The 24555-nt window shown below is 65.4% G+C and carries 22 protein-coding genes and 1 pseudogene; 14 read left to right on the top strand and 9 right to left on the bottom strand.

Annotation, left to right across the window (positions count from 1 at the left end; translation table 11 throughout):
• The first annotated feature begins 230 nt into the window (after positions 1–230).
• The 4 genes from ACTXG6_RS20100 (at position 231) to ACTXG6_RS20085 (ending at position 5641) form a co-directional block, all read left to right on the top strand.
• Complete coding sequence (locus ACTXG6_RS20100; protein ID WP_445189331.1) at positions 231–1244, top strand: AraC family transcriptional regulator; 1014 nt, start codon at positions 231–233, stop codon at positions 1242–1244.
• 234 nt (positions 1245–1478) lie between these two features.
• Positions 1479–1754, top strand: coding sequence for an ester cyclase (locus ACTXG6_RS20095; RefSeq protein WP_445189330.1), 276 nt, complete (start codon positions 1479–1481; stop codon positions 1752–1754).
• A gap of 138 nt (positions 1755–1892) precedes the next feature.
• The gene (locus ACTXG6_RS20090; protein WP_445189329.1) at positions 1893–2489 is read left to right on the top strand and encodes a hypothetical protein; all 597 of its coding nucleotides are present in this window, start codon (positions 1893–1895) and stop codon (positions 2487–2489) included.
• Between the two features lie 2195 nt (positions 2490–4684).
• Positions 4685–5641, top strand: a complete 957-nt coding sequence (locus tag ACTXG6_RS20085; RefSeq protein ID WP_445189328.1) for a PucR family transcriptional regulator — start codon at positions 4685–4687, stop codon at positions 5639–5641.
• Here ACTXG6_RS20085 and ACTXG6_RS20080 read toward each other — a convergent pair.
• From ACTXG6_RS20080 to ACTXG6_RS20065, 4 genes are all read right to left on the bottom strand, one after another.
• The gene (locus ACTXG6_RS20080) at positions 5584–6198 is read right to left on the bottom strand and encodes a tyrosine-type recombinase/integrase (RefSeq protein ID WP_445189327.1); all 615 of its coding nucleotides are present in this window, start codon (positions 6196–6198) and stop codon (positions 5584–5586) included. The two genes, ACTXG6_RS20085 and ACTXG6_RS20080, sit on opposite strands and share 58 nt — an antisense overlap.
• A gap of 253 nt (positions 6199–6451) precedes the next feature.
• A complete protein-coding gene (locus ACTXG6_RS20075) occupies positions 6452–6823 on the bottom strand; it encodes a site-specific integrase (RefSeq protein WP_445189326.1) in 372 nt (123 codons plus the stop codon).
• A gap of 107 nt (positions 6824–6930) precedes the next feature.
• The gene (locus ACTXG6_RS20070) at positions 6931–7422 is read right to left on the bottom strand and encodes a cupin domain-containing protein (RefSeq protein WP_445189325.1); all 492 of its coding nucleotides are present in this window, start codon (positions 7420–7422) and stop codon (positions 6931–6933) included.
• Positions 7419–7898 (bottom strand): nuclear transport factor 2 family protein, encoded by a 480-nt coding sequence (locus ACTXG6_RS20065; RefSeq protein WP_445189324.1) that lies wholly within the window; start codon positions 7896–7898, stop codon positions 7419–7421. The genes ACTXG6_RS20070 and ACTXG6_RS20065 overlap by 4 nt, the downstream gene beginning before the upstream one ends.
• Positions 7899–8046: 148 nt before the next feature.
• Between ACTXG6_RS20065 and ACTXG6_RS20060 the strand changes: the two genes are divergently transcribed.
• The 3 genes from ACTXG6_RS20060 to ACTXG6_RS20050 all read left to right on the top strand — a co-directional run bounded on the left by ACTXG6_RS20060 (position 8047) and on the right by ACTXG6_RS20050 (position 11778).
• Complete coding sequence (locus ACTXG6_RS20060; RefSeq protein ID WP_445189323.1) at positions 8047–9120, top strand: response regulator transcription factor; 1074 nt, start codon at positions 8047–8049, stop codon at positions 9118–9120.
• Between the two features lie 909 nt (positions 9121–10029).
• The gene (locus tag ACTXG6_RS20055) at positions 10030–11190 is read left to right on the top strand and encodes a tyrosine-type recombinase/integrase (RefSeq protein WP_445189322.1); all 1161 of its coding nucleotides are present in this window, start codon (positions 10030–10032) and stop codon (positions 11188–11190) included.
• 237 nt (positions 11191–11427) lie between these two features.
• Positions 11428–11778: a DUF5615 family PIN-like protein gene (locus tag ACTXG6_RS20050; RefSeq protein WP_445189321.1), complete on the top strand. Its 351-nt coding sequence runs from the start codon at positions 11428–11430 to the stop codon at positions 11776–11778.
• Positions 11779–11857: 79 nt separating this feature from the next.
• Here the strand turns inward: ACTXG6_RS20050 and ACTXG6_RS20045 are convergent, their stop codons facing one another.
• The 3 genes from ACTXG6_RS20045 to ACTXG6_RS20035 all read right to left on the bottom strand — a co-directional run bounded on the left by ACTXG6_RS20045 (position 11858) and on the right by ACTXG6_RS20035 (position 15687).
• Positions 11858–12946 carry a hypothetical protein gene (locus tag ACTXG6_RS20045; protein ID WP_445189320.1) on the bottom strand — a complete coding sequence of 363 codons (1089 nt, stop codon included), beginning with the start codon at positions 12944–12946 and terminating at the stop codon, positions 11858–11860.
• 2103 nt (positions 12947–15049) lie between these two features.
• A complete protein-coding gene (locus ACTXG6_RS20040) occupies positions 15050–15502 on the bottom strand; it encodes a diguanylate cyclase (RefSeq protein ID WP_445189319.1) in 453 nt (150 codons plus the stop codon).
• Positions 15481–15687: a hypothetical protein gene (locus ACTXG6_RS20035; protein WP_445189318.1), complete on the bottom strand. Its 207-nt coding sequence runs from the start codon at positions 15685–15687 to the stop codon at positions 15481–15483. Before ACTXG6_RS20035 ends, ACTXG6_RS20040 begins: the two co-directional genes overlap by 22 nt.
• Before the next feature lie 336 nt (positions 15688–16023).
• On the opposite strand from ACTXG6_RS20035, the gene ACTXG6_RS20030 reads away from it, so the two are divergent.
• From ACTXG6_RS20030 to ACTXG6_RS20000, 7 genes and pseudogenes are all read left to right on the top strand, one after another.
• Positions 16024–16452 (top strand): aquaporin, encoded by a 429-nt coding sequence (locus tag ACTXG6_RS20030; protein WP_445189317.1) that lies wholly within the window; start codon positions 16024–16026, stop codon positions 16450–16452.
• A 257-nt stretch (positions 16453–16709) separates the two neighbouring features.
• On the top strand, positions 16710–18167 hold the full coding sequence (locus tag ACTXG6_RS20025) for a catalase (RefSeq protein ID WP_445189316.1): 1458 nt from the start codon (positions 16710–16712) through the stop codon (positions 18165–18167).
• A 531-nt stretch (positions 18168–18698) separates the two neighbouring features.
• Positions 18699–19337 carry an HD domain-containing protein gene (locus ACTXG6_RS20020; RefSeq protein WP_445189315.1) on the top strand — a complete coding sequence of 213 codons (639 nt, stop codon included), beginning with the start codon at positions 18699–18701 and terminating at the stop codon, positions 19335–19337.
• Between the two features lie 28 nt (positions 19338–19365).
• On the top strand, positions 19366–19872 hold the full coding sequence (locus ACTXG6_RS20015; RefSeq protein ID WP_445189314.1) for a Dps family protein: 507 nt from the start codon (positions 19366–19368) through the stop codon (positions 19870–19872).
• Between the two features lie 139 nt (positions 19873–20011).
• Positions 20012–20203, top strand: a pseudogene (locus ACTXG6_RS20010) (catalase-related domain-containing protein); the annotation flags it as partial.
• Positions 20204–20302: 99 nt separating this feature from the next.
• A complete protein-coding gene (locus ACTXG6_RS20005; RefSeq protein ID WP_445189313.1) occupies positions 20303–21658 on the top strand; it encodes a Dyp-type peroxidase in 1356 nt (451 codons plus the stop codon).
• Positions 21659–21704: 46 nt separating this feature from the next.
• Entirely contained in the window at positions 21705–22757 is a 1053-nt protein-coding gene (locus ACTXG6_RS20000) for a YVTN family beta-propeller repeat protein (protein ID WP_445189312.1), read from the top strand.
• A gap of 322 nt (positions 22758–23079) precedes the next feature.
• Here ACTXG6_RS20000 and ACTXG6_RS19995 read toward each other — a convergent pair whose 3' ends face one another.
• Together ACTXG6_RS19995 and ACTXG6_RS19990 are read right to left on the bottom strand one after the other, a co-directional pair.
• Positions 23080–23382, bottom strand: a complete 303-nt coding sequence (locus ACTXG6_RS19995; protein ID WP_445189311.1) for a hypothetical protein — start codon at positions 23380–23382, stop codon at positions 23080–23082.
• A gap of 136 nt (positions 23383–23518) precedes the next feature.
• Entirely contained in the window at positions 23519–24109 is a 591-nt protein-coding gene (locus tag ACTXG6_RS19990; protein WP_445189310.1) for a non-oxidative hydroxyarylic acid decarboxylases subunit B, read from the bottom strand.
• Positions 24110–24555: the final 446 nt, after the last annotated feature.

The raw sequence follows: 24555 nt of genomic DNA, 5'->3' as shown, positions 1-24555 counted from the left end.
CCACCCGGCCTATATCCCGCCCGGCGGTTGACTCTCTGTCGAGCGCGGTTCCACACTCGTCCTTCCTACCTAGGTATCACGGCCAGGCACGCCCCTGCCACAGGCGAGGGCAAGCAGCACACCGGAAACGAGGTGGCCACATGTCGCGCAACGGCCACAATGGGCCCGGCGCAGGCCCACGGCCAGCCCACGACCAGACCACAGGCCCGTCGGCTCCCGGGCCGGAGGCGATGCCCGCGCAGTTCTTCTCCCACTACGAAACCGACATCGACCAAGCCCGGGCCGCGGTCGGACAGAGCTTCCACATGATCACCTCGATGGGCCTGCTCGACCGCAACGCCCCCTACGAGTTCCGCATCAACGGATTCACCCTGGGCGCGCTAGCCGTGGGCACGGCCTGGTACAACGCTGGCATTGACGTCACCATGACCGACCTGCGGACCGGCTACTACATCAACTTCCCGCGGACCGGCAGCGTGCGGGTCGAGCACCGCGGCCGCGGCGTCGACATCGCCCCCGGCCGCGCCGCCGTCTACCAGCCAATCGGCGACGTGCACATGCGCACCAGTGGCGGCTACGCCTCCTACGGCGTCCGCATCGACCGCGCCGCCCTGGAGAACGCACTCACCGCCCGCCTCGAACGACCGGTCACCGGCCCGCTGGCATTCGGCCCCAGTCTCGACCTCACCCAGCCAGCCGCGGCGAGCTGGGCCCGGCTCGTGCGGTTGCTGGCCGCCGAGGCCACCGCCTACCAGCGCACGCACCGAACCGCCCTGACCAACCCGCTGATCGCCGCGCCACTGCACGACGCGGTCCTCGCCGGCCTGCTCCAAGCCGCCGATCACCCCGACCGCGAAGCCCTCGAACACCCCGTCCACGCCTGGGGCGCCGCGCCCGTACATCGCGCGATCGACGCCATGCACGCCCACCCCGACCACCCGTTCACCCCCACCGCCCTCGCCCACATCGCGGGCAGCAGCGTGCGGTCCCTGCAGCACGGCTTCCGCCGCCACATCGGCCTCACTCCGATGCAGTACCTGCGCCAGGTCCGCCTCGAACATGCCCACCACGATCTGGCCAACGGCGACCCGACCCACACCACGGTGACCGACATCGCCAGCCACTGGGGCTTCACCCACCTCGGCCGCTTCGCCACCACCTATCGCACGAAATACGGCCAATGCCCATCGCACACCCTCCAACGACCACCCCAGCGCTGTCCCGCTGGACGGCAAGCCACGTGATCCCGAGGAGGCCGCATCGTCGGAGTCCGCATCCCCCGACTTCACTCACGACCGAGGGGGGAGCCGCCATGCCACTGCAGGACAACAAGGATCTGATCCAGCGCTACGTCGCGGCTATCGACGCTATTGCGCCAACCACTCTTCCGACTGGAGCGTCGTGGATGAGTACCTCTCCGAGGACTTCGTCTCCCATTGCCCCCGCCGCTGCCTGGCTTCTCCCTTGATCGAGAAGGGATGAAGCAAGCGAGCGAGATGTTCAGGCAAGGCACATCCGGGGACCACGTGATCGAACTGCAGGTCGCCGAGGGAGATCTTGTTGTAAGCCTCATCCGTGGGCGCGGTGTCCATGACGGCGAGATCCTCGGCATCTCGGCGACCAACCGTGAAATCGAAACCGAGGGCATCGCGATTCATCGTGTCCGGGACGGCAAGATCGTCGAGTACTGGGCAGTCGTCGATCAGGCGCGATTCCTGCAGCAGGTGGGGGTATTGCCAGAACCTCCGGCCTGAGCCCCCAAACTGGGCAGTCTGGTACAGCTCGGAAGCACAGCAACGCCAGCTACTTAGGCCGGCCACACGAGAGCACCAGCAACCTTCTGACCTCGGACGATGCTAAATGATCATGTATCGCGAGCAGTTTACGCCGGAGTGCTCGGAGCCGTGAAGGCAACTGCAGAGCTCGATTGTGGCTACTACCATGATCGACTGGGTGTCGAATCGAGGCTGGTCGGCGGGACGTCTCGGGTCGACGTCGCAGAGCCACGCTTGGCCGACCAGGTTCACCCGCACAGAACTGGCCGAGAGAGGGGTCCGACGTTAGGAAATGGGCAGTTTGGCGACAATATAGTTGAATACGATGCAGAACGGAGCCGGGTCGAGGCCGGATGGGCGAACGACCTTGTCACCGGCATGCAAAGGGAGTTGGCTGTCGCGGCAGTCCGACTCCACATGAGGAGACATGCCATGTACGCCGTGTTCGTTGAGGTCAATGCCGATGAGTCGCATCTACCGGAGGCTCGCAAGAGGCTTCCTGAGGTGGCGGTCCCGGGTGCACGCGAGATGGGTGCACGTGCCGGATACTGGCTCGCGCCGGTAGACGGACGAGGCATTTCGGTGGTGGTATTCGACGAGGAGGAGCCGGCGCGAAAGGCGGCGGGACAGTTCCAGGTCGGTCAGCCTGTAGGCCTAGTTGAGGGCGTGATGGTTCGCACTGTGGAGGTACGCGAGGTCCTCGCCAGTCTCTGAGTGGTTACCGGGCTCGCGACCGGATCACAAGTGGCGTTTAGTTGTCAAAGAACCGGGGCCTCGTCTGAACTGTGGTCGCACTGTGTCAGCGGAGAGTCAGCAAGCTAGCCAACTTCTAAACCGTCGTGACCGCACTGTGCGCCACATGGGCCCAGCTCAACCGCATCATGGCGGTCTCGGCTAACCCAAGCGGGCGCAGCAATCGGTGTTCACACCGGGGCGGTCATCAAGAGTCAAGATCAGGCCGTATTCCAGGCCGTGAAGCGTCCACTAGGCGCGACCAGAGCTGACCAATGATGTCCACCATCATCGCAGCTAGATAGCGATAGCGGCTATCCTGTGGCACGTGACGTTGCCCTTAGGCAAGATCACCCAGATCTCCGAGCCGGTCCCCGGTTCCCGGTTCCCGGTTCCCGGTTCCCGGTTCCCTCGAGTTTCGCACATTGATCGAACATATATTCCCCTCAGTTTTCTTCTAGTGAGTCAGATTGCCGAGTCGACGTCCCTCCTGTGGCCTGTCGAGGCCGGGGCGCCTGGCTGTGCGGTGATGGTTTCCAGCGGGCCCGCACCGGCCCGGGCCGCTGCCATTCCCCCGTTTCGGGCTATGCATTGGTGCGCTACCCCGCCGGTCAGGACATTTGGTGTCTCTTCCTGTGTACGAGCCATCGCGCGGCGGTTTTGCTGGCTGGGCCGTTGGACAGGGTCGCGGTGGCAGAGCTTCACGACCGGGATGAGCAGCACCGGTTAGCGCTGGCCGGCCAGAGTTTCCGTCGGCCGCTGCCGCTGCAGAGCGCCCGCGGCTGACCGACGAGTCCGGTCGGTCGCCGGCAGAGACTGGTGAGGGTGAGAACTGTGCGGGGTGCCGCCACCTGTGGGTCGTTTCCGGCACCACACGCCGCGCCGCTCACCATCCCCGCGGAGGCGAGCGGCCCACCTGCTCAACGACCTCGACGGCCACAGAGATGTTGTGCTCTGCACGGCGCACGGCAGTTCGAGGATGGTCACCCCCACGACGCGGGTGGTACTCGCCTCTACCCAACCTTGCGTACGGGCGCCGGTGGCTGAGTCGCATGCGGTGCGGGCGCGGCGGACAGTCCTGACCGTTCGGTGCCGGCCAGTGCGCCGGTCGGACCGGGTAGCAGCACCGTCGCCCCGCGGGCGCGATGCGCCGCGCCGCGGCCGGCGACCCGGACCTGGGTTCGGGGCGCAGTCGGCCGTGACCATCGGCTCCCAGGCCTTGCCATTGACCGGGGTGGTTGACCAGCTCGAGCTCAACGTCCGCGCCCGGCCAGCTGTGCCCGAACGGCACCAGGACAGCATTCGGTTGTCGTGCGCGGGCGGCGAGGCGCTGGCGGTCCCCGCCCGCAGTCTCTGCGTCCTGGCGATGACGACCAGCTCGACGCCTTCGAGTCTCTAGCCCTCCGTCGCTGTTCGTTTCCGCGCCAGTCCCAGAGCCAGGAAGCCGCTCAGGTCCGTTGTCCTCGACGCGGACTGTCCGCAAACGGCTCGGCGCTCATCGCTACTCCGATCAGCGAGGTCTGGGCTTTCGGAATCGTGAGCGTTCGCGCTGACGGTGAAGCGGATACCCGCCCACCGTGGGCGAGTACGCCCAGCGGTTCGGTGGCCGCAGTGAGCGGAATAGATTCCGCAACTCCGCCCGATGATCGCTGACGGGTCCTACCTGGACAGCATATCAGAATTCAGTATACGAATCAGCTGAAATTCTGCTAACCTCTGAATCCTCAGGGTCCGTCCACCCCGAATGGTCTGGCCTCTGTGCCGTTGTCTCTCACACCGCGACATCCGTGCGTTGACCTTGCCAAAAGGGATGGTCGCGCCATCAACTCGCCCCATACGACCCTCTACATCGGTGCCCCTCCGGACACTGGAGGGCGGATCACCAGGAGTTTTCGTTGAGTTCAGAGGCAGATATCAGTGGACGACTCCGCCGCCTCGCCGATCAGATTAGCCACTCACCGCGCGAGGTAGCTGCTCAGCACGACGAGCTCATGGTCATTCACGACGAACTACTCGAGATCGTCCGTGAGCTCAGCCGACAAATCGCGGAATATGAGTGCCCCTGAAACCCGCACGCCTCACCAACCACACTGGTCACTGCGACATTTCGGCGGTCACGCTCGTCGAGTCACCGTCGAACGCAATGAGTCGACCACCCGGCGCAGAGGTCGATTTCCATGTCCTCGGGTTGCTCGATCCAGTGGGGTACACAACAAACCCACACGACAATCACATGTATCGAATTGTATGAGGGGTGGGCTCCGATGTGCTCTCAACGCCCACCGCCGGATCCGTCGGAGAGCCCCGATCAAATGCTCGGGACCGCGAGCAGGGCGCGGCTGAGTCGCGCGTTAGTCGATGACCTCCTCGACGGCGAAACCGACGCGGTGTCCCCGGAGGAACTCGTCCGTCGGGCGGCCGTGTTGGGCCACGACCCACACCGTTCGTACCGGGTCCTTGCCCTGCGGTGGAGCGGGCGTGCGTTCGACGACAGCTTCATCGACACCGTCACCGCCGCCGCGCATACAGTCCACGTGGTCTGCTGGAGCACTCGTCGCTACCGCGCCCTTGTCGTGCTCGCCCAGCGCTCCGATACCGACGATGCATGGGCAGACACCGGCGTGTGGCGGGGCATGCACCAGGCAATAGCTCATGCCCTACCCGATGGCGTCGGCTCGATCGGTGTCGGCGGCCTCGCCCCGACGCAACGCGACATCCCCCGGTCCTACCGCCAAGCACGGCAAGCCCTCAGCATCCAGACCACTAAAATGAACCCGCATGGCGTCACCAACCATGACCAACTCGGCGTCTACGGGCTGGTCGTCAAATCCGAGGCCGACGATTTCGTGCAGGAATGGTTGGCCCCGCTGCTGGACTACGACCAGCGGCACGGTACCGAGCTGACCAAAACCCTCACCGCCTATCTCAAGTACACCGGCCACTATGGCGAAACCGCGGCCGCCCTCGGTATTCATCGCAGCACCCTTCGGTACCGGCTGTACAGGATCCGCGAGCTCACCGACCACGACCTGGGCGACCCCGAGACTCGGTTCAACCTGCAGATCGCCACCCGCCTCTACCAGGGCCCCACAGCACCTCCCGCGCTCGACGGTCCCAACGCGTCCGGGTCGTAGGCGGGGTCCGGCCGGGCTGGCGCCGGTTCGGGGCGGGCGTAATGCTCACGCATTTTGGCGACCAGGTCGTCGATACGGGCCCGAGCATAGATTTGGGTGCTCGCCAGCGACCGGTGCCGCATCAGCCGCAGAACGTCGGTGATCAGCAGGTTCGGATCGCTCATCAGACGCATCGCGTAGGTATGCCTCATGTCGTGATAGGTCACGTTCGAGCCCAACTGGGCGTTGGCACGGTTGAGCACCTGCCGCAATGCCGAATAGGTCAATATTCGTGTGGGACGCCGCAGCGTCCACCACAGCCTGGTGTCGCCGGTCGGCCGTAGCTGCTCGGTCTCGGCCAGGTAGAGCGCCAGCCACAGCAGCGCGTCCGGGGAGGCTGGCACCCACTCCCGCTCGCCATGCCCCTTCCCGCGCAATGCGATCAGCTGTCCGGCGATGTCGAGGTCTCCGACCCGCATGTCCACCAGCTCGCTGGCCCGCGGCCCGCTGCCTACCCCGAGTGCGATGATCGCCCGGTCCCGATTGCTCGGCAGCGCCGCGAAGAACTCGTCGAACACCGCATCCGGCAGCGCACGAGGCAGCCGAGTGGGGACCCGCTACCGGTAGGCCGCCCGCCGCAGCCGCTCAACCGGCTCGATTGGGCTGCGATGCGTCAGCGCCCGACCACCATCACGGCCCTGCTGAACCGGCACCGGGTTCACCACGGGCCCTCACCGCTCAGCTGGTGGTAGTCATAGAACATCCGCACGGCCGACAGCGCATGGTTGATCATCGCCGGCGCATACCCCTCCGACAGCTCCGGTTTGCCGGTCACACCCCGTTGACCGACCCCGCCAGCACCCCGCTGCGGCGTTGCCGCTGCGGGTTGTCCGCCCCACGCATCCACAACACGAAATCACGCACGTCACGCCGCTCGGCGCGATCCCACGCCACCGAGACAGCGCTCAAGAACCGCAACCACCGCAACAGACTCAGCGGGTAGGAGCGGCACGACGCCGCGCTGTAGTCACAGGCCACCAAGTGCCGCACGAACTCGCCGACAGGCCAATCAACCTCACCATCGACGTCATGAAGCTGGAACGGCTCTCGTGGGTCACCTGTCGCAACAACCGAACCCAAACGCACCAGCCGAAGCGACCGGAGATCACGCTGCTCTGACGGAGGATCGACCGGCTCGTGCACGAGGGGTCCTCCTGCCGGTAATGATCATTACCAGACTGCGTACCCCCACCAGGTACCTGCCCCCGCTACATGCCAGCGATCAGCGCCACCTCAGACCATCAGGGGGTCTAGGCCCGCGGCGGCAACAACTCGATGCCGTGCGCAGCGGCAAGTCCCGCGACTCGGGCTGGGTCAGGCCGGGCCGGCTCAGGCAATACAAGCCGTTCGGCTGGCTCCCCCATGTCGGCGACGAATGCGTCGAAACCGGCCGAGCCAAGGATCAGCAGAGTGCGGCCCTGGCCGAGCTCGGAGACTCGGAAACCGTGCGGCACGCCTCGGGGTAGAAACACCAGCATGCCCGGACCGGCGTTCCACAGCCGCTCGCCACAGAATCCCTCGAATTGACCATCGAGAATGAAGAAGGCCTCGTCGGAATCCCGATGGATATGTGGTGGCGGCGCAAAGCCCGGGGGACAGCGGTGGTCCAGGACAGTGAAGCCCCCGCCGGTGTCCTGTCCGCTGACCTTGGTCAGCGTCAGGGTGTCGAGGAACCAGAACGCCAGACCGTCGTCGGCCGCCAGAACTAGCCCGTCCCTGGTCGAGGCGTGGGAATTGTTCACCGCGCACCCCCCGCTGGCTCAGTCGCCGGTCGACGCCCGCCCGCCGGTTCCGGATCCTCGGGCCGCGGCGCGAACAGCGGCGAGATGTCCATGAAGATCCGGTAGTCCTGGATCAGGCCCGCGCGCATACGAAGGGTGCTCGTCACCGGAAGTGGCATGGTCCGGCTGCCGTCCCTACGGGTGTAGACGACCTCCGCTTCCACGCTCTTCACCTCGCCCTGTTCCCAGTCGCCAGACCACACTCCGGTGATGCGGTGGTCCAGCGCGGCGATCATCGCGAAGAACTCCGAGATGTTGTCTCGTACCTGCTGCCGCCCGACGGCCGGATCCGCATTGCCGAACCGGAAGGTCCCATCATCGGCGAATGCCTGCGACGCGGTGTCGGCATCCATCGCGTCGATCAGCTGAAAAAAGCCCATCAGCCAGTCGTCCGCTGGCTTTTCCCGAGGCGTGGTCGCTAGAGGTGACACTTCCATTTTGGGACTCCTTCCACGGCTCGACCATAAATAGAAACGATCGAGCTGTGAATCCCGCTCGGTAGTGGACCCAACCCCTGAGCCGGGCCTTCGCACCCCGCAATTGAGGGGGTGGCATACCACTGATGGGGCTCGTACAGTCACCGGTGTGGGCATCGAGGCGTTTACTGGCGCTCGTGACCGGCTGCTACGGATCATCGACGACGAAACCGACATCGCGATGATCCTGGACGAGACCCTCGCCTCGCTCCATGCGGTAACCCGCTTTTCTTGGTGCGCGCTAATGACCGTCGACCCGAGGACGCTCTTGCCAACCGGCGGCATCGTGGAAGGCTTTGCCGCCGAGGCGTGTGCCCCCTTCTGGGACAACGAGCTTCTGGCGCCGGGTTTCAACAAGTTCAACGCCCTCGCGCGCAGCACCGACACGGTCGCGACCCTGTACGACGTCACCGACGGCGACATCGAGCGCGCCCCGATCTACACCGATCTCTACGCACCGCTGGGCGTCGCCGACGATCTGCGCGCCGCCTTTGTGCTCGGCACGACATGCTGGGGTGTCACCGACCTCGTCCGTGCGACCGAGGACGGACCGTTCCCCAGCCATGAGGTCAGCCAGGTCCGTAGCCTCGCGCCGCTCATCGCCCGAGCGTTCCGCGGCGGGGTCTGCAGGCTCGATGCCGCGACCCACGGACCGGCGGCCATGCTCGTCATCGACGGCCGCAACCAGATCCAGAACATGACCATGGAATCGCGGGCGCTACTCGATGAGCTGCAGACCAGCGGCGTCGCCGAACCAGGCCTGCCATCCCTGCTCGGGGCGGCGGTGACCAGAGCGCGGTTCAGCCGCACGTCGACAAACCTGGTCACCCGGGTCTGCGGGATATCCGGCCAGTGGCTGCGCGTGACCGCCGTCCCGATGGAGGGCGGCCAAGGCCAGGTGGGCGTCATGATCGAACCCGCCCGGTCCTCTGATGTGTTACCCATCCTGCTCGAGTCCTATGGGCTGACCCAACGCGAGGTGGAGATCGTCCTGCTGCTCGCGCGGGGCCTCGCCACCAGGGACATCGCCGCGGAACTCAGCCTGTCCAGCCACACCGTGCGTGACCACGTCAAGGCCATCTTCGACAAGACCCACGTCAACAGCCGAGGCGAACTCGTCGCTCGGATCTTCTCGGAGCACCTGCTCGACGGCCTAGAAGCGGCCGTCCGCCACCACAGCTGAGCGGCGCGCCGAGGTCTGCCCGCGACGGTGGCCGTCCCACTCGTCGCCGCACTGGCCGAGGCGTTCGGGCGCGCGCCGGGATGGACCTGGCGCCCCATGTTGACCGAATTCTTCATCGGTTGAATTTGGCACCGAGTGGAGGGCGATGGCCCAAGCAAACGGCGTCATCGTTAGTTGGTGCAGTCAACGATGCCGATCACGGTCAAAGTGGTCTCGCCGGCCATGCTGATCAGTCCTTCCGGTCGATGCTGGGTCATTCTCGGGGCCGTCGAGTACGGCCCGGTACGGGCGGGTGTCAGTGAAGGCCGCGTCGTGGCGCGCTACGCAGTTCACGCCTGTCGTTCATCGTCCGGCCCTCATCATGTGTGCGTCCTCGGCTCGCACGCGTTGTGCCCACCGCTCGGCCGTACGGCCGGTGACTCCGAACTCGGCGGCAACCTTGGTTGCTGGGCTACCGGCCCGCAGTGCCTCGCGGCCGGCGGCGGCGTTCTCAGTCGGGGTCGCGGCAACCGGCCGGGCGGCGATTGCTGCGCTCGGTCTCGGTGAGCCCGCCGGCGATACCGTGCGGCAGGGACTCCATCGCCTAGGACAGACACCACTCCTGGACCGGGCAGCCGGCACAGGGCGACCACTTCTTCGGCGCCCCCGCGATAGTCGAACGCTTCCCGAACACACCGATGATCGTTCGGTATTGCGTTCGTGCTGGTCAAGCTGGTGGGCGCGGCAGGGTTCGAACCTGCGGTCGGTAAGCTTACCGCTATCCGCGCCAACCAGCGAAGGTGCTCTCTGACCTGCAGTTCAGTCATCCCAGATCGCGGACAGTGGTGGACATGAGAAGACACGATTGAACACTGCATCTGGCACGATATGGCACGAAATGGGAGACTCACACGAAACGAAGGAGGCGCCGTGCCGAACAACCGGGGCAGCAAGCGTGCGTTCGGCAGCATCCGCAAGCTTCCGAGCGGTCGGTTTCAGGCTCGGTACCTCGGGCCCGACGGCCGGCAATACGCGGCGAAGCGGAGCAACGGTGACCCACTGACATTCGACACGAAAGGCGACGCCGAGGGGTGGTTGAGTCTGCGGCACAGCGAAGTGCTGCGCGGCGAGTGGCTGCCAGCCCCGAAGCCGACCGTCACCTTCGCCGCGTATGCGGGCAGCTGGTTGGCAGCCCGTGAGCTGGCACCCAGAACCCGCGAGCTGTACCGCCGGCTGCTTACCAACCACATCGAGCCGCGGTTCGGCACGGTGGCGCTCGGCGCCATCACGAAGTCCGACGTGCGCGCCTGGCACGCAGGACTGACCTGCGGTCGCACGGCGAAATCGCACGCCTACCAACTGCTGCGCACCATCTGCGGCACCGCCGTGGTAGACGACCTGATCCCCAGCAACCCGTGCCAGATCCGTGGCGCCGGCAGCACCAAGCGCGCCCGCAAAGTGACCGTCGCTACTGCCACCGAGGTGGCCACGCTCGCCGCCGCGATGCCCTCGCGGTTTCGGTTGATGGTGCTGCTGGCCGCGTACGCCGGCCCCCGCTTCGGCGAGATGGCTGAGCTGCGCCGCGGCGATATCGACGCCACGAACGGCGTGCTGCGCATTCGCCGCGGCGTTGTTCGGGTGACCGGCGCCCGACTGGTGAAGGGTCCGAAGTCGGACGCCGGGGTGCGCGACGTGGTGATCCCGCCGCACGTGATGCCGGCCGTACGAGCCCACCTGAGTGAGCACACCCAGCCCGGTCGCGACGGACTACTCTTCCCGGCCGCGAGCGGCGTGCAGCTCAACGAGTCGACGTTCCGTCGCCATTGGTACGCGGCCCGCACGAAGGCCAGCCGTCCAGACCTGCGGTTTCACGACTTGCGGCACACCGCGAACATGGCAGCGGCAGCTGCCGGCGCCGACCTGCCAACGCTCATGGCGCGGATGGGGCACAGCTCGACCGGCGCCGCGCTGGTGTACCTGCACACCGCCGCCGAGCAGGACCGCGCGGTTGCGGAACGGATGTCTGAGCTGGCGACCGGCACCGCCAATGTCGTGCCGATCAAGTCGAAGCGGCGACGTAAGAGCGGCTAACTAATCTCCTAGTCATCCGGCACCCCCGCTGCCGCTCGCGAGGTTCCACCACCGGGGCCTGAGGACAGCGTCCACACATCGCTAAGTGGCGTCTCTACGCCGCGGCGGAACGGCAGGAGCCGGTGGTACTTCCGCCTGATGGCGAAGGCTGATCGGATCGCCCGCACCGGGCGGAACCCGGATGCCGTTTCGTTGGAGGACATGAGGGCGCAGATCGGGCGCCGGCTGGGACGGTAGGTGTACCGGGTCATCCCCGACGAGGTCACCGCCGAGCACGTCCGCGATCATGGCCTCCAAGCGGAGCCGGACGAGGTGAACCTCGAGTTCGCCCGCGAGCATGGGTATGTCGTGGTCTCGGAAGACACCGACTTTGGGGAGCTCCTCGCCCGCCAGGCAACGGCTGCTCCGTCGTTCGTGCTCCTGAGGACCAATGGACCGATGCAGCCGGACGAACACGTCGCCCTTTGCTTGCGAACCTCCCGCGTCTCGAACGCGAGTTGGACCGGGCGCGGTGATCGTGCTGGGTTGCGCCCGGCTCAGAGTTCGGAGCCTCCTGCTCCGGCCACCGTTGCCTCAGCAGCACGATAGCTGAGTCTGGAGGGCCAGGCCGCAACGTCGCCATGCGGGTGGCCTGCGTCAGCCTCTGCTATCTGCTATCTGCTATCTGCTATCTAGAAAGGCCATAGCTTACGTACATGAATTCGATTCCCTCGCGGTAGAGTGCGGAAACCTGAGGTGACTCCGCAGGGGGTAGAGCGAGGTTGCGGAAAATTGCCCACGGAAATCCAGTGACCGCCAGACGAAGACTGCTAAGAGCCTTATCAAGCAGTCTTCCCGTGAACGTCATCGGGTCAAGCAGGATCTCATCTCCGATTTTAATTACTCCCCAATCTTGATAGCGACCTCCGGCGGACGTGCAGCTCGCGCAGAAGCCGTCAACTTTCTCGCGGGGAACAGTAATGTAGGTGGCGTCACCATCTATCTCGGGGCCTCGGTAGAAGGTGGCTCCAGGAGCGACGCTGTGGATGGTGTCCCGCAGGCGCTTGCAGAGATTGAGGATGCCGACTACGTTTGCCTCCTTGGTCACCTCAAAATACTCGGGGAATACTGAACTTGCTTCTCGGCGCCAGTCCTTCTCGGTCCAGCTCGTCGCTTTTCTGGGTACAGGTGAGGGAAGTAGCGAGTTCAAGATTATGGCGAGGGCATCGAAGGTTCCAGATACAGTCAAGCAGAGCCATTCGATGTGGGCGGAGAGTTTGTCCATGCCGTCGTTGTTGACGGGCTTCATTGCTTCGATGGCCACAACATCTCGAATTGCGATCGCAGTTGAGAGTCTTTGGACCATAGATTCCGCCAGCTCGGCGATTTGAGGGGCGGCGGTCAGGGCGCCAATGGAACGAAACCTCATCAGCGAGTGATTTCGATCAAAAACTTTGTCGAGTATAATCAGTCGGCGCGCTAACCACTCGGCGTGCAGGTACTCAATGCGCTCGGGCCAAACCGGCAGCCAGGCTTCGTGATGACGGAGAACGAGCGAGCAGGCCGCGATGGTCTCAGCGCTTGAGAGGCAGAACGTCGGCCTGGTGCGCGGCGGTACGGGAGTTAGAAGCGTGCCTCTTCGATTGGTGGCCAGTATGTCCGCCTGAGTGTGCTCCGCAGCCCGCGCTAAGACGAGCCTATCGTACCAACTCGTCTCACTAATTTTTGCCCTTCGGCTCGCCTCAAACTCGGCCCTCGCCGTCACGTTCGAATTCATTCCGAGTGATACATTTGCGGATTCGCCGCCGTAATTGAATGAAACTTGAAGCGAGTCATTATGAACAGGACGTAGCTCGATTGTGCCGTCGGCAAGTCCGTCGCAAGGGCCGCTTGCTATCGTAACGAAATCGATGTATGCGACTTTCTGGCGACTTCAAAGAACTCTCTAAAAATCTTCGCATCTTCCGACCCTGTGCCCATTAGCAACTTGGGATCGATCAGTATGCGAATCGGCCGCGACCTGTCGTTACGGCGCAACGGGTTTCGGCCTTCGATATCAGTGAAGGTGAATCGAGGCATCATTGAGAGGATCTCATGCCGACGAGTTTTGTGTTTACACTGATATCGGGGCGGTGTGTAATGAGTTCAATGTCCTGGAGTGCGGTCAACGCCTTCGTCTTGGCGGGAAGCTTGCTCACCGAGATGCTGCCATGTGTACCCATGGCCAGCGGTGGTCGCGCCATCTGATTCGACCTTCGCCTTTGAGTCGTTTCCGTCGGGTTTCCGATGGGTTGGATCAAGGAAGCCTAGCTGATGGGTCCGACACAACGCTCTGAGCTGCAACTTTCTGGGATGGGTGGGGTTCGAACCCAGGACCTGACGGATTATGAGTCCTCTCGGGATCCTGTCGAGCTCTGTCGTTCGACGTTACGGAGTGTTATTTTGGCTGGTCCGACTACCAATGTCGTGTCGCGTCCTGTCACAAGCTGGTGGGGTATCCCAGTCCTGCCGTTGTCACACTGTTAGCACACTGCCAACCATCCACATTAGACAAACTCAACGACAACGCAATCACGGCGATCAGAATTCGCTCTGCCAGCAGCCCCTGCACAATGATGCTCCATCTGCCCAACGGACCGGACCCACGCCGAACCTCACAGCGCCATGTCGAGGTCGTGAACGTACGCGGCGGGTTCGACCCCGGCCAACCGGCGCCCGCCGACCTACCGCTTTTCAGGTCTCCGGTACACCGTTCACACAGTGTCCCCCGTCGCTGCCGTGCTGGTCAGCGAGGTACGTGCCACCGCTGAGACTTGCTGTACGGAACGGAACTGAGACGGAAACTGAGACGGCCCAAGATCACCAAGCCGAACGCGGCCACTCATCCGGACGGACCGTCGGCGGCGATGAGGCCACCGTCGCCCTTCGACTTGTGGCGGACCAACATGTGGTGGTTACCCGAGCGGTGGTGGGTGCATCTCGGCATCGGAATCTATCAGCAGGCCACCGCCGTCGCCCGCGAGCTCGTCGCCGAGAACGCGCTACATCTGGGCACGATCCCCCTTCCAGATGTCGTCGAGGCGCGGGGCATGTGCAGGTTGTTGCCGCGGCCGCAACACCGTGGACGCTGGGGTTGCTTGCCCGCGCTCATGCCTTGCTGGAACCGGAGGGCTCCGCCGAAGCGCTCCATGCGGAGGCGGTTGACCGGCTGGGCCGCACCCCCGTGGTCACCGATCTGGCCCGCGCCCACCTCCTGTACTGCGAGTGGCTGCACCGGCGGCGGGCTGACGCCGCGACCCGGCTCGAGCTCGCGCACCACATGTTCCTCGATTTGGACGCGTCCGCATTCGCCGAGCGCACCCGCCGCGACCTCGTTGCCACGGGCGTGAGCGGGCACGCCTGCGCCGCGCCGAACATGTCGGCACTCACCCGTCCAGGGAATCCCAGATCGTCACGCTCGTGGCCAGCGGGGCGACCACTAAGAGGTAGCGACCACAATGTTCATCAGCCCCAGCACCGTCGACTATCACCTCCGGAAAATGTTCCAGAGCTCGGCATCAGCTCACGCAGGCAGCTTCGCCACCTCCCTGACCGCTAGCGACCCGGTACGCGAGCATGCACGCGCGTGTGGATGATGCATGCGGACCTGAAGGGCGGCCCGCCGTCGGAGCGACTCGGCAGGCGCAGTGGGAGCCGGATGGGAATCACGGCGGGCGTCCTTGATCTCGTTCTGCGTGTGTTTTGGAGTGCCGTGGCTCTTGCTTGAAACTGGTGGCTGCTGCCCTTGCCTTTGGCATGTACTCCACGGGCCGAGGCTGGTGCTCCTGCACGGGGTGATCAAGAGTACATCGGCACTCGTCGCTGCTGGTCGCACGCGGCCTCACTCGGGCCAGGCGTTGCCCTGGATGACCTCGACGAAGTCGGTGCGGGTGAATCCGGGGGAGAAATGCGCCAGCACGTCGGCGTTCACGGTGCCGAAGGTGGTGTCCGGGCGGTTGGCGAAGCCGTTGGTGAAGGCGGCCAGGATCTGCCGCTTGAAGTCCGGCCTGGGGTGGGAGTCGGTCACCGCGCGGACCGCGTCCGGGTCCAGGTCGAGGTAACCGATGCTGAGTACGTCGGTCTCCACGCCCGCGGTGACCAGGGCGACCTCGGGTTCCATGAACTCCGGGATGCCTGGGGTGGTGTGCAGCGCGATGCCCGTCCAGGCTCGGCGTGCGCCCTCGTCGTCGATGCCGTGCGCGGTGAGGAAGCGGCGGGCCTCGTCGGCGCCGTCGACCTCGAAGCGCTGGTGTCGGGTGCGGTATGTCTCGGTCAGGCCCAGGTCGTGGAACATCGCGCCGACGTAGAGCAGCTCCGGGTCCGGGTCAGGCCGCGTCGGGTGCCCTGCAGCATCCCGAACAGGAACACCCGGCGGGAGTGGTGGAACAACAGCGGCGGGGCCGAGTCGCGGACCAGCTCGGTCGCCTCGGCGACCAGTCGGCTGTCCGGGATCGTCACGCCGGCGATGGTCTCGGTCATGTTCGTCTCCTTCGAGCGTGTGTCAGCGGTGTCTCCGCTCTCGCCACTCAGGCCACCCCACCGGAGTGGCCTTTCTCAGCAGTTCCGCGGCTTATCGGGCAGCCCCGATAGCCGGACCGGCGCGTTTACCGCTGGTAGGTACGGAAGCGTTCCAGCCAACCAGCAACGTAGATGGATGTTGGCCGTAGCGACGTGTGCTCGGTCACCAACCAGTGTCGTTGTCATGGATGTCGTCACCCCTCAAGCAACCACGAATGTCGTCGCCCAACAGACGGGTCGGAAGTTCACGGTCGAGCTGATTGGGACCTGTTCCTTGTTTTCACCGTCGGTGCCAGCGTGTCCAGCGGGAGCGCGTTGGCGCCATTGGCTATCGGCGCGTCGCTGATGGTGATGATCTACGCCGGTGGGCACATCTCCGGCGGACATTACAACCCGGCCGTGACGATGGCGGTGCTGCTGCGGGGCCGGATCGGGCTCGGGGAGGCCGTCGGGTACTGGATCGCGCAGCTCGTCGCCGCGCTGGTTGTCGGGGCGGTCGTCACCCGGGGCGTCGGCGCCAGCCTGTCCCCGGCCGGTCACGCCCTGGTGACAGCTGTCGTGGCGGAGCTGTTGTTCACCTTCGCCCTGGCCTACGTCGTGCTCAACGTTGCCACCAGCAAGGACCACTCGGACAACTCCTTCTACGGCCTGGCGATCGGTTTCACCGTCGTTGCCGGCGCCGCCGCCGGACTTGCCTTCCGGGTCCTGAACCACTCCGACAAGTGATCCGGCCGCGGGGCCTGCGGATCTAGCCGGAGATCGACAACGCGATCGGCTCTAGGCCCGTCCGGCACGGGTCTGGGCTTCCGGCTTAGGAGCCGAGGCCCCGGATGACGGAACGCGACGTGAACCGCGTGTTCGGTACAGCGCCTTGCCTGGAGGCTGGCAATACCGATGGCTTCACCATTGATGACGTGGAGCTTAAATTTTGAAGCTGCTGCACGGATTGTCGGCAACCTTGCCGCGAGACAAAGGAGAAAATGGTGGTTGAGGAAAACGGGACTTCTGGGAAACTCACGACGGTTGCGGGTGCGCCCGTGCCGGACAACCAGAACATCCAGACCGCGGGACCACGCGGACCCATGCTGTTGCAGGACGTCTGGTTCCTGGAGAAGCTGGCCCATTTCGACCGGGAGGTCATCCCCGAACGGCGAATGCACGCCAAGGGCTCCGGCGCGTTCGGTACCTTCACCGTCACGAACGACATCAGCCGATACACAAAAGCGAAAATCTTCTCTGAAGTCGGCAAGAAGACCGAGATGTTCGCCCGGTTCTCGACCGTCGCAGGGGAACGCGGCGCCGCCGAGGCAGAGCGCGATATCCGCGGATTCGCGCTGAAGTTCTACACGGAGGAGGGAAACTGGGATCTTGTCGGGAACAACACTCCCGTCTTCTTCTTCCGCGACCCACTCAAGTTCACGGACCTCAACCACGCGGTCAAGCGGGACCCCCGTACCAATCTGCGTAGCCCGAAGAACAACTGGGACTTCTGGAGCTCGCTGCCGGAATCGTTGCACCAGGTCACCATCATCATGAGCGATCGTGGAATCCCGGCCTCGTTTCGTAACATGCACGGATTCGGATCCCACACCTTCAGCCTCATCAACGCCGAGGGCGAACGTTTCTGGGTCAAGTTCCACCACCGCGTACAGCAGGGTATCAAGAACCTCACCGACGCCGAGGCGGCCGCGGTCATCGCCAATGACCGCGAAAGCAACCAGCGTGACCTCTACGAAGCGATCGAACGGGGTGACTTCCCTCGCTGGAAGCTGTGCGTCCAGATCATGCCGGAAGCCGACGCCGCCAAGGTGCCCTATCACCCATTCGACCTGACGAAGATCTGGCCGAAGGGCGACTACCCGCTCATCGAGGTCGGCGAGTGGGAACTCAACCGCAACCCGGACAACTACTTCGCCGATGTCGAGCAAGCGGGGTTCAACCCCGCACAGGTCGTGCCCGGGATCAGCTTCTCGCCGGACAAGATGCTGCAAGGACGACTGTTCTCCTACGGGGACGCACAACGCTATCGTGTCGGCGTCAACCATCACCAAATCCCGGTCAACGCTCCGAAATGCCCGGTCAACAGTTACCATCGAGATGGCGCGATGCGCGTCGATGGTAACTACGGCAGCACCCTGCACTACGAGCCAAACAGTTACGGTCAATGGCAGGAGCAGCCCGCCTACCGCAACCCACCGCAGGCCATTGGCAACGTCGCGGATCACTGGAACTTCCGCGAGGATGACGACGACTACTACAGCCAGCCCGGGAATCTTTTCCGGAAGATGACCGCGGAACAACAGCAAGCGTTGTTCGACAACACCGCGCGCGCTATGCGGGGTGCACCTCATGGAATCCAGGAACGCTGGATTGGCCACTGCGCCAAGGCCGACCCGGCCTACGGTAAAGGCGTCGCCAAGGCCATCGAAGAACTGGACTAGAAGAGTAGACGGCGGTCGTGCATCGAACTGGCCCGGCAATGAGGACTGGGCCAGTTCGTTGGTGCCTTGCGTGCCCGACAGCAAAGGGAAGGCAGATGCGTGACGCATGGCCAGTACCAGGCAGGTATTGCCACCCCGCCGCAGACGGCCGCGACGTTCCTGGCCTTCGATGTGAACGCGGCCGACCGCGGCGAGCTCACCCAGTCTCACCGCAACCAGGGCCGAGGTTCCGAGCCGAGAGGGGCCCCTCCGCGTGCCGTTGCACTGAGCGCGCTGTCCTGGATCGCCTTGGCGGTCGCATCGCCAGCGCCGCCGCCACTGCCACACACGCCGGTGATGGCGGCGGTATGACCGGTCACCGCGCTGTCCTTCGGCCCGTTGCGAATGAAGGCTACCGCTGCCGCGAATGTCCTCCCGACGAGACAGAGCTCTGCCCGGAATCGTGTGGGGTGTCACCGCCCACGCGGGTCCCGACGCCGGCGGCGCGAACACGCTCGACATAGAACGAAACCCTACTGAAAGGCACAGCACATGACCGAGACGATCGCCGGGATCGACATTCCGGACACCGAGTTGGTCCACAAGGCCACCGAGCTGGTCTGCAAGGCCGAAACCCCCCTGTTGTTCGACCACTCCCGCCGAGTGTTTCTCTTCGCCAGCCTGAAGGGGCGCTACCGCGGGATCGCGGCCGACCCTGAGCTGCTCTACGTCGGTGCGATGTTCCACGACCTGGGGCTGACCGAGAAATACCGCACCCGCCACCAGCGCTTCGAGGTCGACGGCGCCGACCTGGCGCGGGACTTTCTGCTCGACCACGGGCGCAGCGCCGCCGACGCCCGCGCGGTCTGGCTGGGCATCGCGCTGCACACCACTCCGGGCGTTCCCGACCACCTGGAGCCGGAGACGGCGCTGGTCAGCCTCGGCGTCGAGGCGGACGTCCTGGGATGGGACCTCGACCAGATCACGGCCGAGGAGATCGCGGCGGTCGTGGCGGCGCACCCGAGACCGGACTTCAAGAACAACATTCTGCGGGCCTTCTACGAGGGTATGAAGGATCGGCCCGACAGCACCTTCGGCACGATGAACGACGACGTGCTCGCCCACTTCGCGCCCGGCTTCACGCGTGCGGACTTCGTGGACATCATCACCGGCTCGGCATGGCCCGAGTGATCCACTTCGCTGAACCAGGAGAACCGTCATGACCAGCACCTACGTGTCGGCGTCCGGCAAGCGCTCGGACGCCGACGTTCCCGGCTTCAACGCCTCTCCCGCGCTCGCGGCGAGCCTGCAGGCCGTGCTCGTCGACCTGATCGAGCTGCACCTGCAGGCCAAGCAGGCCCACTGGAACGTCGTCGGCCGCAATTTCCGCGACCTGCACCTGCAGCTGGACGAGATCGTCGACGTCGCCCGCGGCGCGAGCGACACCATCGCCGAGCGGCTCCGGGCGCTGCACGCCATCGCCGACGGGCGCTCGGACACCGTCGCGGCCGGCACGACGCTTCCGGCATTCCCGGCCGGCGTGCAGGACACCGCTCGGGTGGTGGACCTGGTGGTCAACCGCCTGCGTGCCGCTGTGGCCACCTTGAGAGGCGTCCACGACAGCGTCGATGCGGAGGACCCGACATCGGCCGACCTGCTGCACGGGATCATCGAGGGCCTCGAGAAGCAGGCCTGGATGGTCGGCGCCGAGAACGTCCGCACCTGAGGCACCGCGGGGCTCAGCCGACCAGGATCCGCCGTCCGGTTGAACTGCGGGTCGAAGGCGGGAGCAGCCCCCCTACCGTAATCCACCGCAGGCAGTTGGCAACGTCGCGGATCACTGGAACTTCCGCGAAGATGACGACGACTACTACAGCCAGCCCGGAAACCTCTTCCGGAAGATGACCGCGGAACAACAACTAGCGTTGTTCGACAACACCGCGCGCGCTATGCGGGGCGTCCCTCATGCGATCCAGAAACGCTGGATTGGCCACTTCGCCAAGGCCGACCCCGCTTACGGTAAAGGCGTCGCCAAGGCCATCGAAGAACTGGGCTAAAGAAGGATATACGGCGGTCGTGCATCGAACTGGCCCGGCAATGAGGACTGGGCCAGTTCGATGTTGCCTTGCGTGCTCGAGAGCAAAGGGGGAAGGCAGATGCGTGACGAAGAATCGCGTGGACCGGCGGCCGACCAGAACTGCCCGGTGAGTGAATCATCTTCGGGGTTCGGACGGCGGTGGTTTCTCCGCAATGTCGGCGGGGGGGTGGCAGGCACGGTCGCCGCTGGCGCGCTGGTGGGCGGGTGCGGGCGAGCCGCCACCCGTCCAGGAGCCGCCAGCCCGCCGCAGAACGGCGGCTCCAACGAGGACGACTACAACCTGGAGGCGACGGAGGACGGGCGGCGGTCGATCCCGTTCCATGGCCAGTACCAGGCAGGTATTGCCACCCCGCCGCAGACGGCCGCGACGTTCCTGGCCTTCGATGTGACCGCTGCCGACTGCGGCCAGCTCACCCAGTTGTTCCAGACGCTCACCGCGCGGGCCGCGTTCCTGACCGCGGGGGGTGTGCCGTCGGCGGATTCCCCTGGAGCCCATTCGGATGACCGGCTGCTCGGATCCACCGTCCCACCCGACGATCTCACTGTGACCGTGGCGCTGGGCGCGTCGCTCTTCGACGGCCGCTACGGGTTGGGGCCCCGCAAGCCGGCCCAGCTCGAGACGATGCAGGCGTTCGCCCACGACAACCTGGACCCGGCGATCTGCGACGGCGACCTGCTGGTGCAGCTGTGTGCCGGGCACCGCGACACGGTCGGGCACGCCATGCTCGACATCCTGGCCAACACCAGCGCCGTCATGCGGGTCCGGTGGCGCATCGACGGGTACCGCTTCCCTCCGCGGCCGGTAGGCATTCCGCGGGACTGGATGGGCTTCAAGGACGGCATTACAAACCCTGACACTGAAGATGCCACGGATATGAACCAGCAGGTATGGACCCAGCCCGGCGCACCCGAACCGGCCTGGACCGCGGGGGGCACCTACCAGGTGGTGCGCATCATCCGGATGCTGCTCGACCAGTGGAACAAGGTGCCCGTCGAGCAACAGGAACGAATCTTCGGCCGGCGCAAGCTCAGCGGCGCCCCGCTGTACGCCACCTCACCCGATGTCCCCGACACCTCGGACCCGATCTACACCAATGATCCACAAGGTCTGGTCACCCCGCTGAACTGCCACATCCGCCTGGCGAACCCGCAGACCCCGGAGACATTGGCCACCAGCAGCATCCTGCGCCGCAGCTTCCAGTACGACCGCAGCCCCGATCAGGCGGGAAATCCCGACATGGGGCATGCGTTCTGCTGCTTCCAGCAGCAGCTGTCGACCTACATTGCCATGCAGAATCGGCTGGAAAACGAAGCGTTGGTCCCCTTCATCAGCCCCATCGGCGGCGGCTACTTCTTCGCCCTCCCCGGAGTGACCGACGCCAACGACTACTACGCCCGCACCCTGCTGGTATGACAGCCGCCGCCCGACCGAGCCGTCTCGTTCCCGGAGGAGTTCACCCATGCGTTCACCGCGACGACGGGCCCGCGCCGGCGTGGGCCGCTCGACACGGGGCAGTGCCCCCCGATCGGCCGCGGTCGCGGCTGGCATGGTGGTCCTGCTGCTGGTATTCGGCACCCTCGCCGCGCCCGCGTCGGCCGCGCCTCTGGCCGGCCAGGCGACCGCGAGTGCCAACGTCTATGTCAGCAACCAACAGGACAACACCGTCTCGGTGATCGACACGCGTACCGACAAGGTAGTAGCGACCGTCCCGGTCGGGACCGCACCGACAGGTGTGGCACTCGCCCCCGACACCAAGCACGCCTACATCGCCAACGCCGAATCCCACGACGTATCGGTGCTCGACACCGCCACCAATACCGTGACCGCCTCCATCGCCCTTCCCGCCGGGAGCAGCCCCACCAGCGTCGCCGTCAGCACTGACGGAAAGACCGCCTACGTCACCGGCGGCGCAACCAACAGCGTCTCCGTGCTCGAGACGGGAACCAACCGGGTCGTGGCCGCTATCCCGGTCGGCACGCAACCGGTCGGCATTGCCATCTCCCGTGACGGCGGGTCGGTCTACGTCGCCAACGCCGGATCCGACAACGTCTCGGTGATCGACAGTCGGACCAACCACACCATCCGGACCCTCCCCGCGGGTCACATCCCCGCCAGCCTCGCCGTCACTCCGGACGGCGGGTCCCTCTACGTCGCCAACGAACTCGCCCAGAGCGTCTCGATCATCGACACGCACACCGGGACAGTCATCGCCACCGTGCCGGTCGGCGTCGGCCCGTTCGGCGCGGCACTGTCTCCGAGCGGCGACAACGCCTACATCGCCGACCTCGGCCCCGGCAACCTCTCCGTCCTCGACACCCACGCCCACCAGGTCACGAACACCGTGTCGCTGGGAACCGAAGGCACCGACCCGTTCAGCGTCGCGGCCACCGCGACCGCCCTCTACGTAGCCGATCAGGGCGCCAACGCCCTGGCCGTCATCGACCCCCACACGCTCAAGGTCCTCACGACCATCTCCGTCGGGGACAGCCCGTACGGCGTGGCAGTTTCCTAAGACTCAGACCGCACTCCCGGACTGCCAGCCCGCGGTCGGGCCGGTAGCGGGCTGCGGGACGGGGGGCGGCACCGTGCGCGGTGGCCGGGCGCCGATGATGACCGCAGCGAGGCAGGCGAGTGCGCCGACGAGCAACGCGTTCGCTGAACTCGATCGACACCTTTGCCAACGCGGGCATCGATCCGGTCGCACCGTACGAAAACGCCGACAACGCCACCGCGGCCGGCCTCATCCACCATCAGCCCCCTGGCACGCTGTCAGGACCACGGCTTACACACTTCGTCTGCCACGCCGTACACGCGGTCAGCAGAGACGGTTCTCGTCAGGACGACACGCTGCGGTGCAAGCGGAACGGCCACCGGTGAGCGGAGCGGGCGAGCACATCGGTCGGCGGGTCGGGCAGCCGGGCCGGGGCGTGGCCCGCGTCGAAGCGGGCGATGGCTACGACGCGGTCCTGGCCGCCGAGGTAGATGTCGGCGGCCAGGAAGCCGGGGCTGCCAACGAGCTCAGGCAATGCCCGCTCCTCGACCCAGGCCAGCAACTCCTGTCGTCGGCCCGGCTCGGCGCGTGCTTCCCACATAAGGGTGTCGGGCCGGTCGGAGGCGGTCGGCTGGGGTGATGCCATCGGAGTGTGATCCCTTCGTTGCGTGCACGCCCGCTGCGGCATCGTCAGCCGCCTTGTCCAGGGTGTCCAGGAAACTGCGAAGGTCGTCGTAAGCCATTGTCGAACCTCTCTCTAGCGGTGCAGGAAGAAGACGGAGTCAGCCCGCGGGCTTCAGTTCGTGGGCGGCGCGTATGCCGTCCCAGCGCTTCGCGGCCGGGGCAGGGAGATTGAACTGGTCCAGGACGCGGGCCACGACGTGGTCGACGATGTCGTCCACCGACTGCGGATTGTTGTAGAAGGCGGGCATGGGCGGCACCATCTGCACACCCCTCTGGGCCGGAGCGAGCATGTTCTCCAGGTGGATCTCGCTCAGCGGAGTCTCACGAGGGACGAGGACGAGCTTGCGGCGCTCCTTGAGCATCACGTCTGCCGCCCGCCCCACCAGCCCGTCGGCGAATCCGGCCCGAATCCCGGCGAGGGTCTTCATCGAGCACGGCACGATCACCATGCCGTCGGTCCGGAAGGAACCGGACGAGATGGTCGCGCCCTGGTCCTCGGGCCGGTGCGTGACATCCGCGAGCGCACCCACTTCGGCCACCGAGAGGCCGGTCTCCAGCTCGACGGTGGTGCGCGCCCAGCGGCTGAGCACCAGGTGGGTCTCCACCTCCGGCAGCTGCCGGAGGTTCTCCAGCAGCCGGACGCCGAACCCGGCACCCGTCGCGCCCGTCATACCCACGATCAGTCGCACCGTGATCAGCTCCCTTGATTCCGGGACTCATCCGGTCGCCTCCCTTTCAGGAAGACAATCGTGGTCCCTGGCTGCCCCAGGGCCTCTGATCAGCCCTGTTGCTCTTCACGCGAGGTGCCGCTGCCCGGTGCCGAGTCGTATTCTGGAGATACGTTTTGGACAAAAACGGACACGCAAGCATCACGGACGTACCCTTCCGCGACACGCGGGAGTGCCGCCCGGAGCGGACGTCCGCGACTTGGCGGCGCTGAGGCCCGTAGCGGCGAAAGTTCGGCACCGCGACAGCGGCAAACGTCGAGGCCACCGAATGCGAATTCGCCAACCGCTGCCCGGCGTTTCTTGCCCGACTGCGCACCTCATTACCATCGCTGACAGCTGAAGGCATGTCTCCGCGGCTAGCGCCCAACTCCATTACCTGCCAGCAGGGCTTCGTCGCTTAACTCGAT

This window comes from Pseudonocardia sp. Cha107L01, from assembly GCF_052566575.1.
This window is presented reverse-complemented; position numbering and strand designations above follow the sequence as displayed.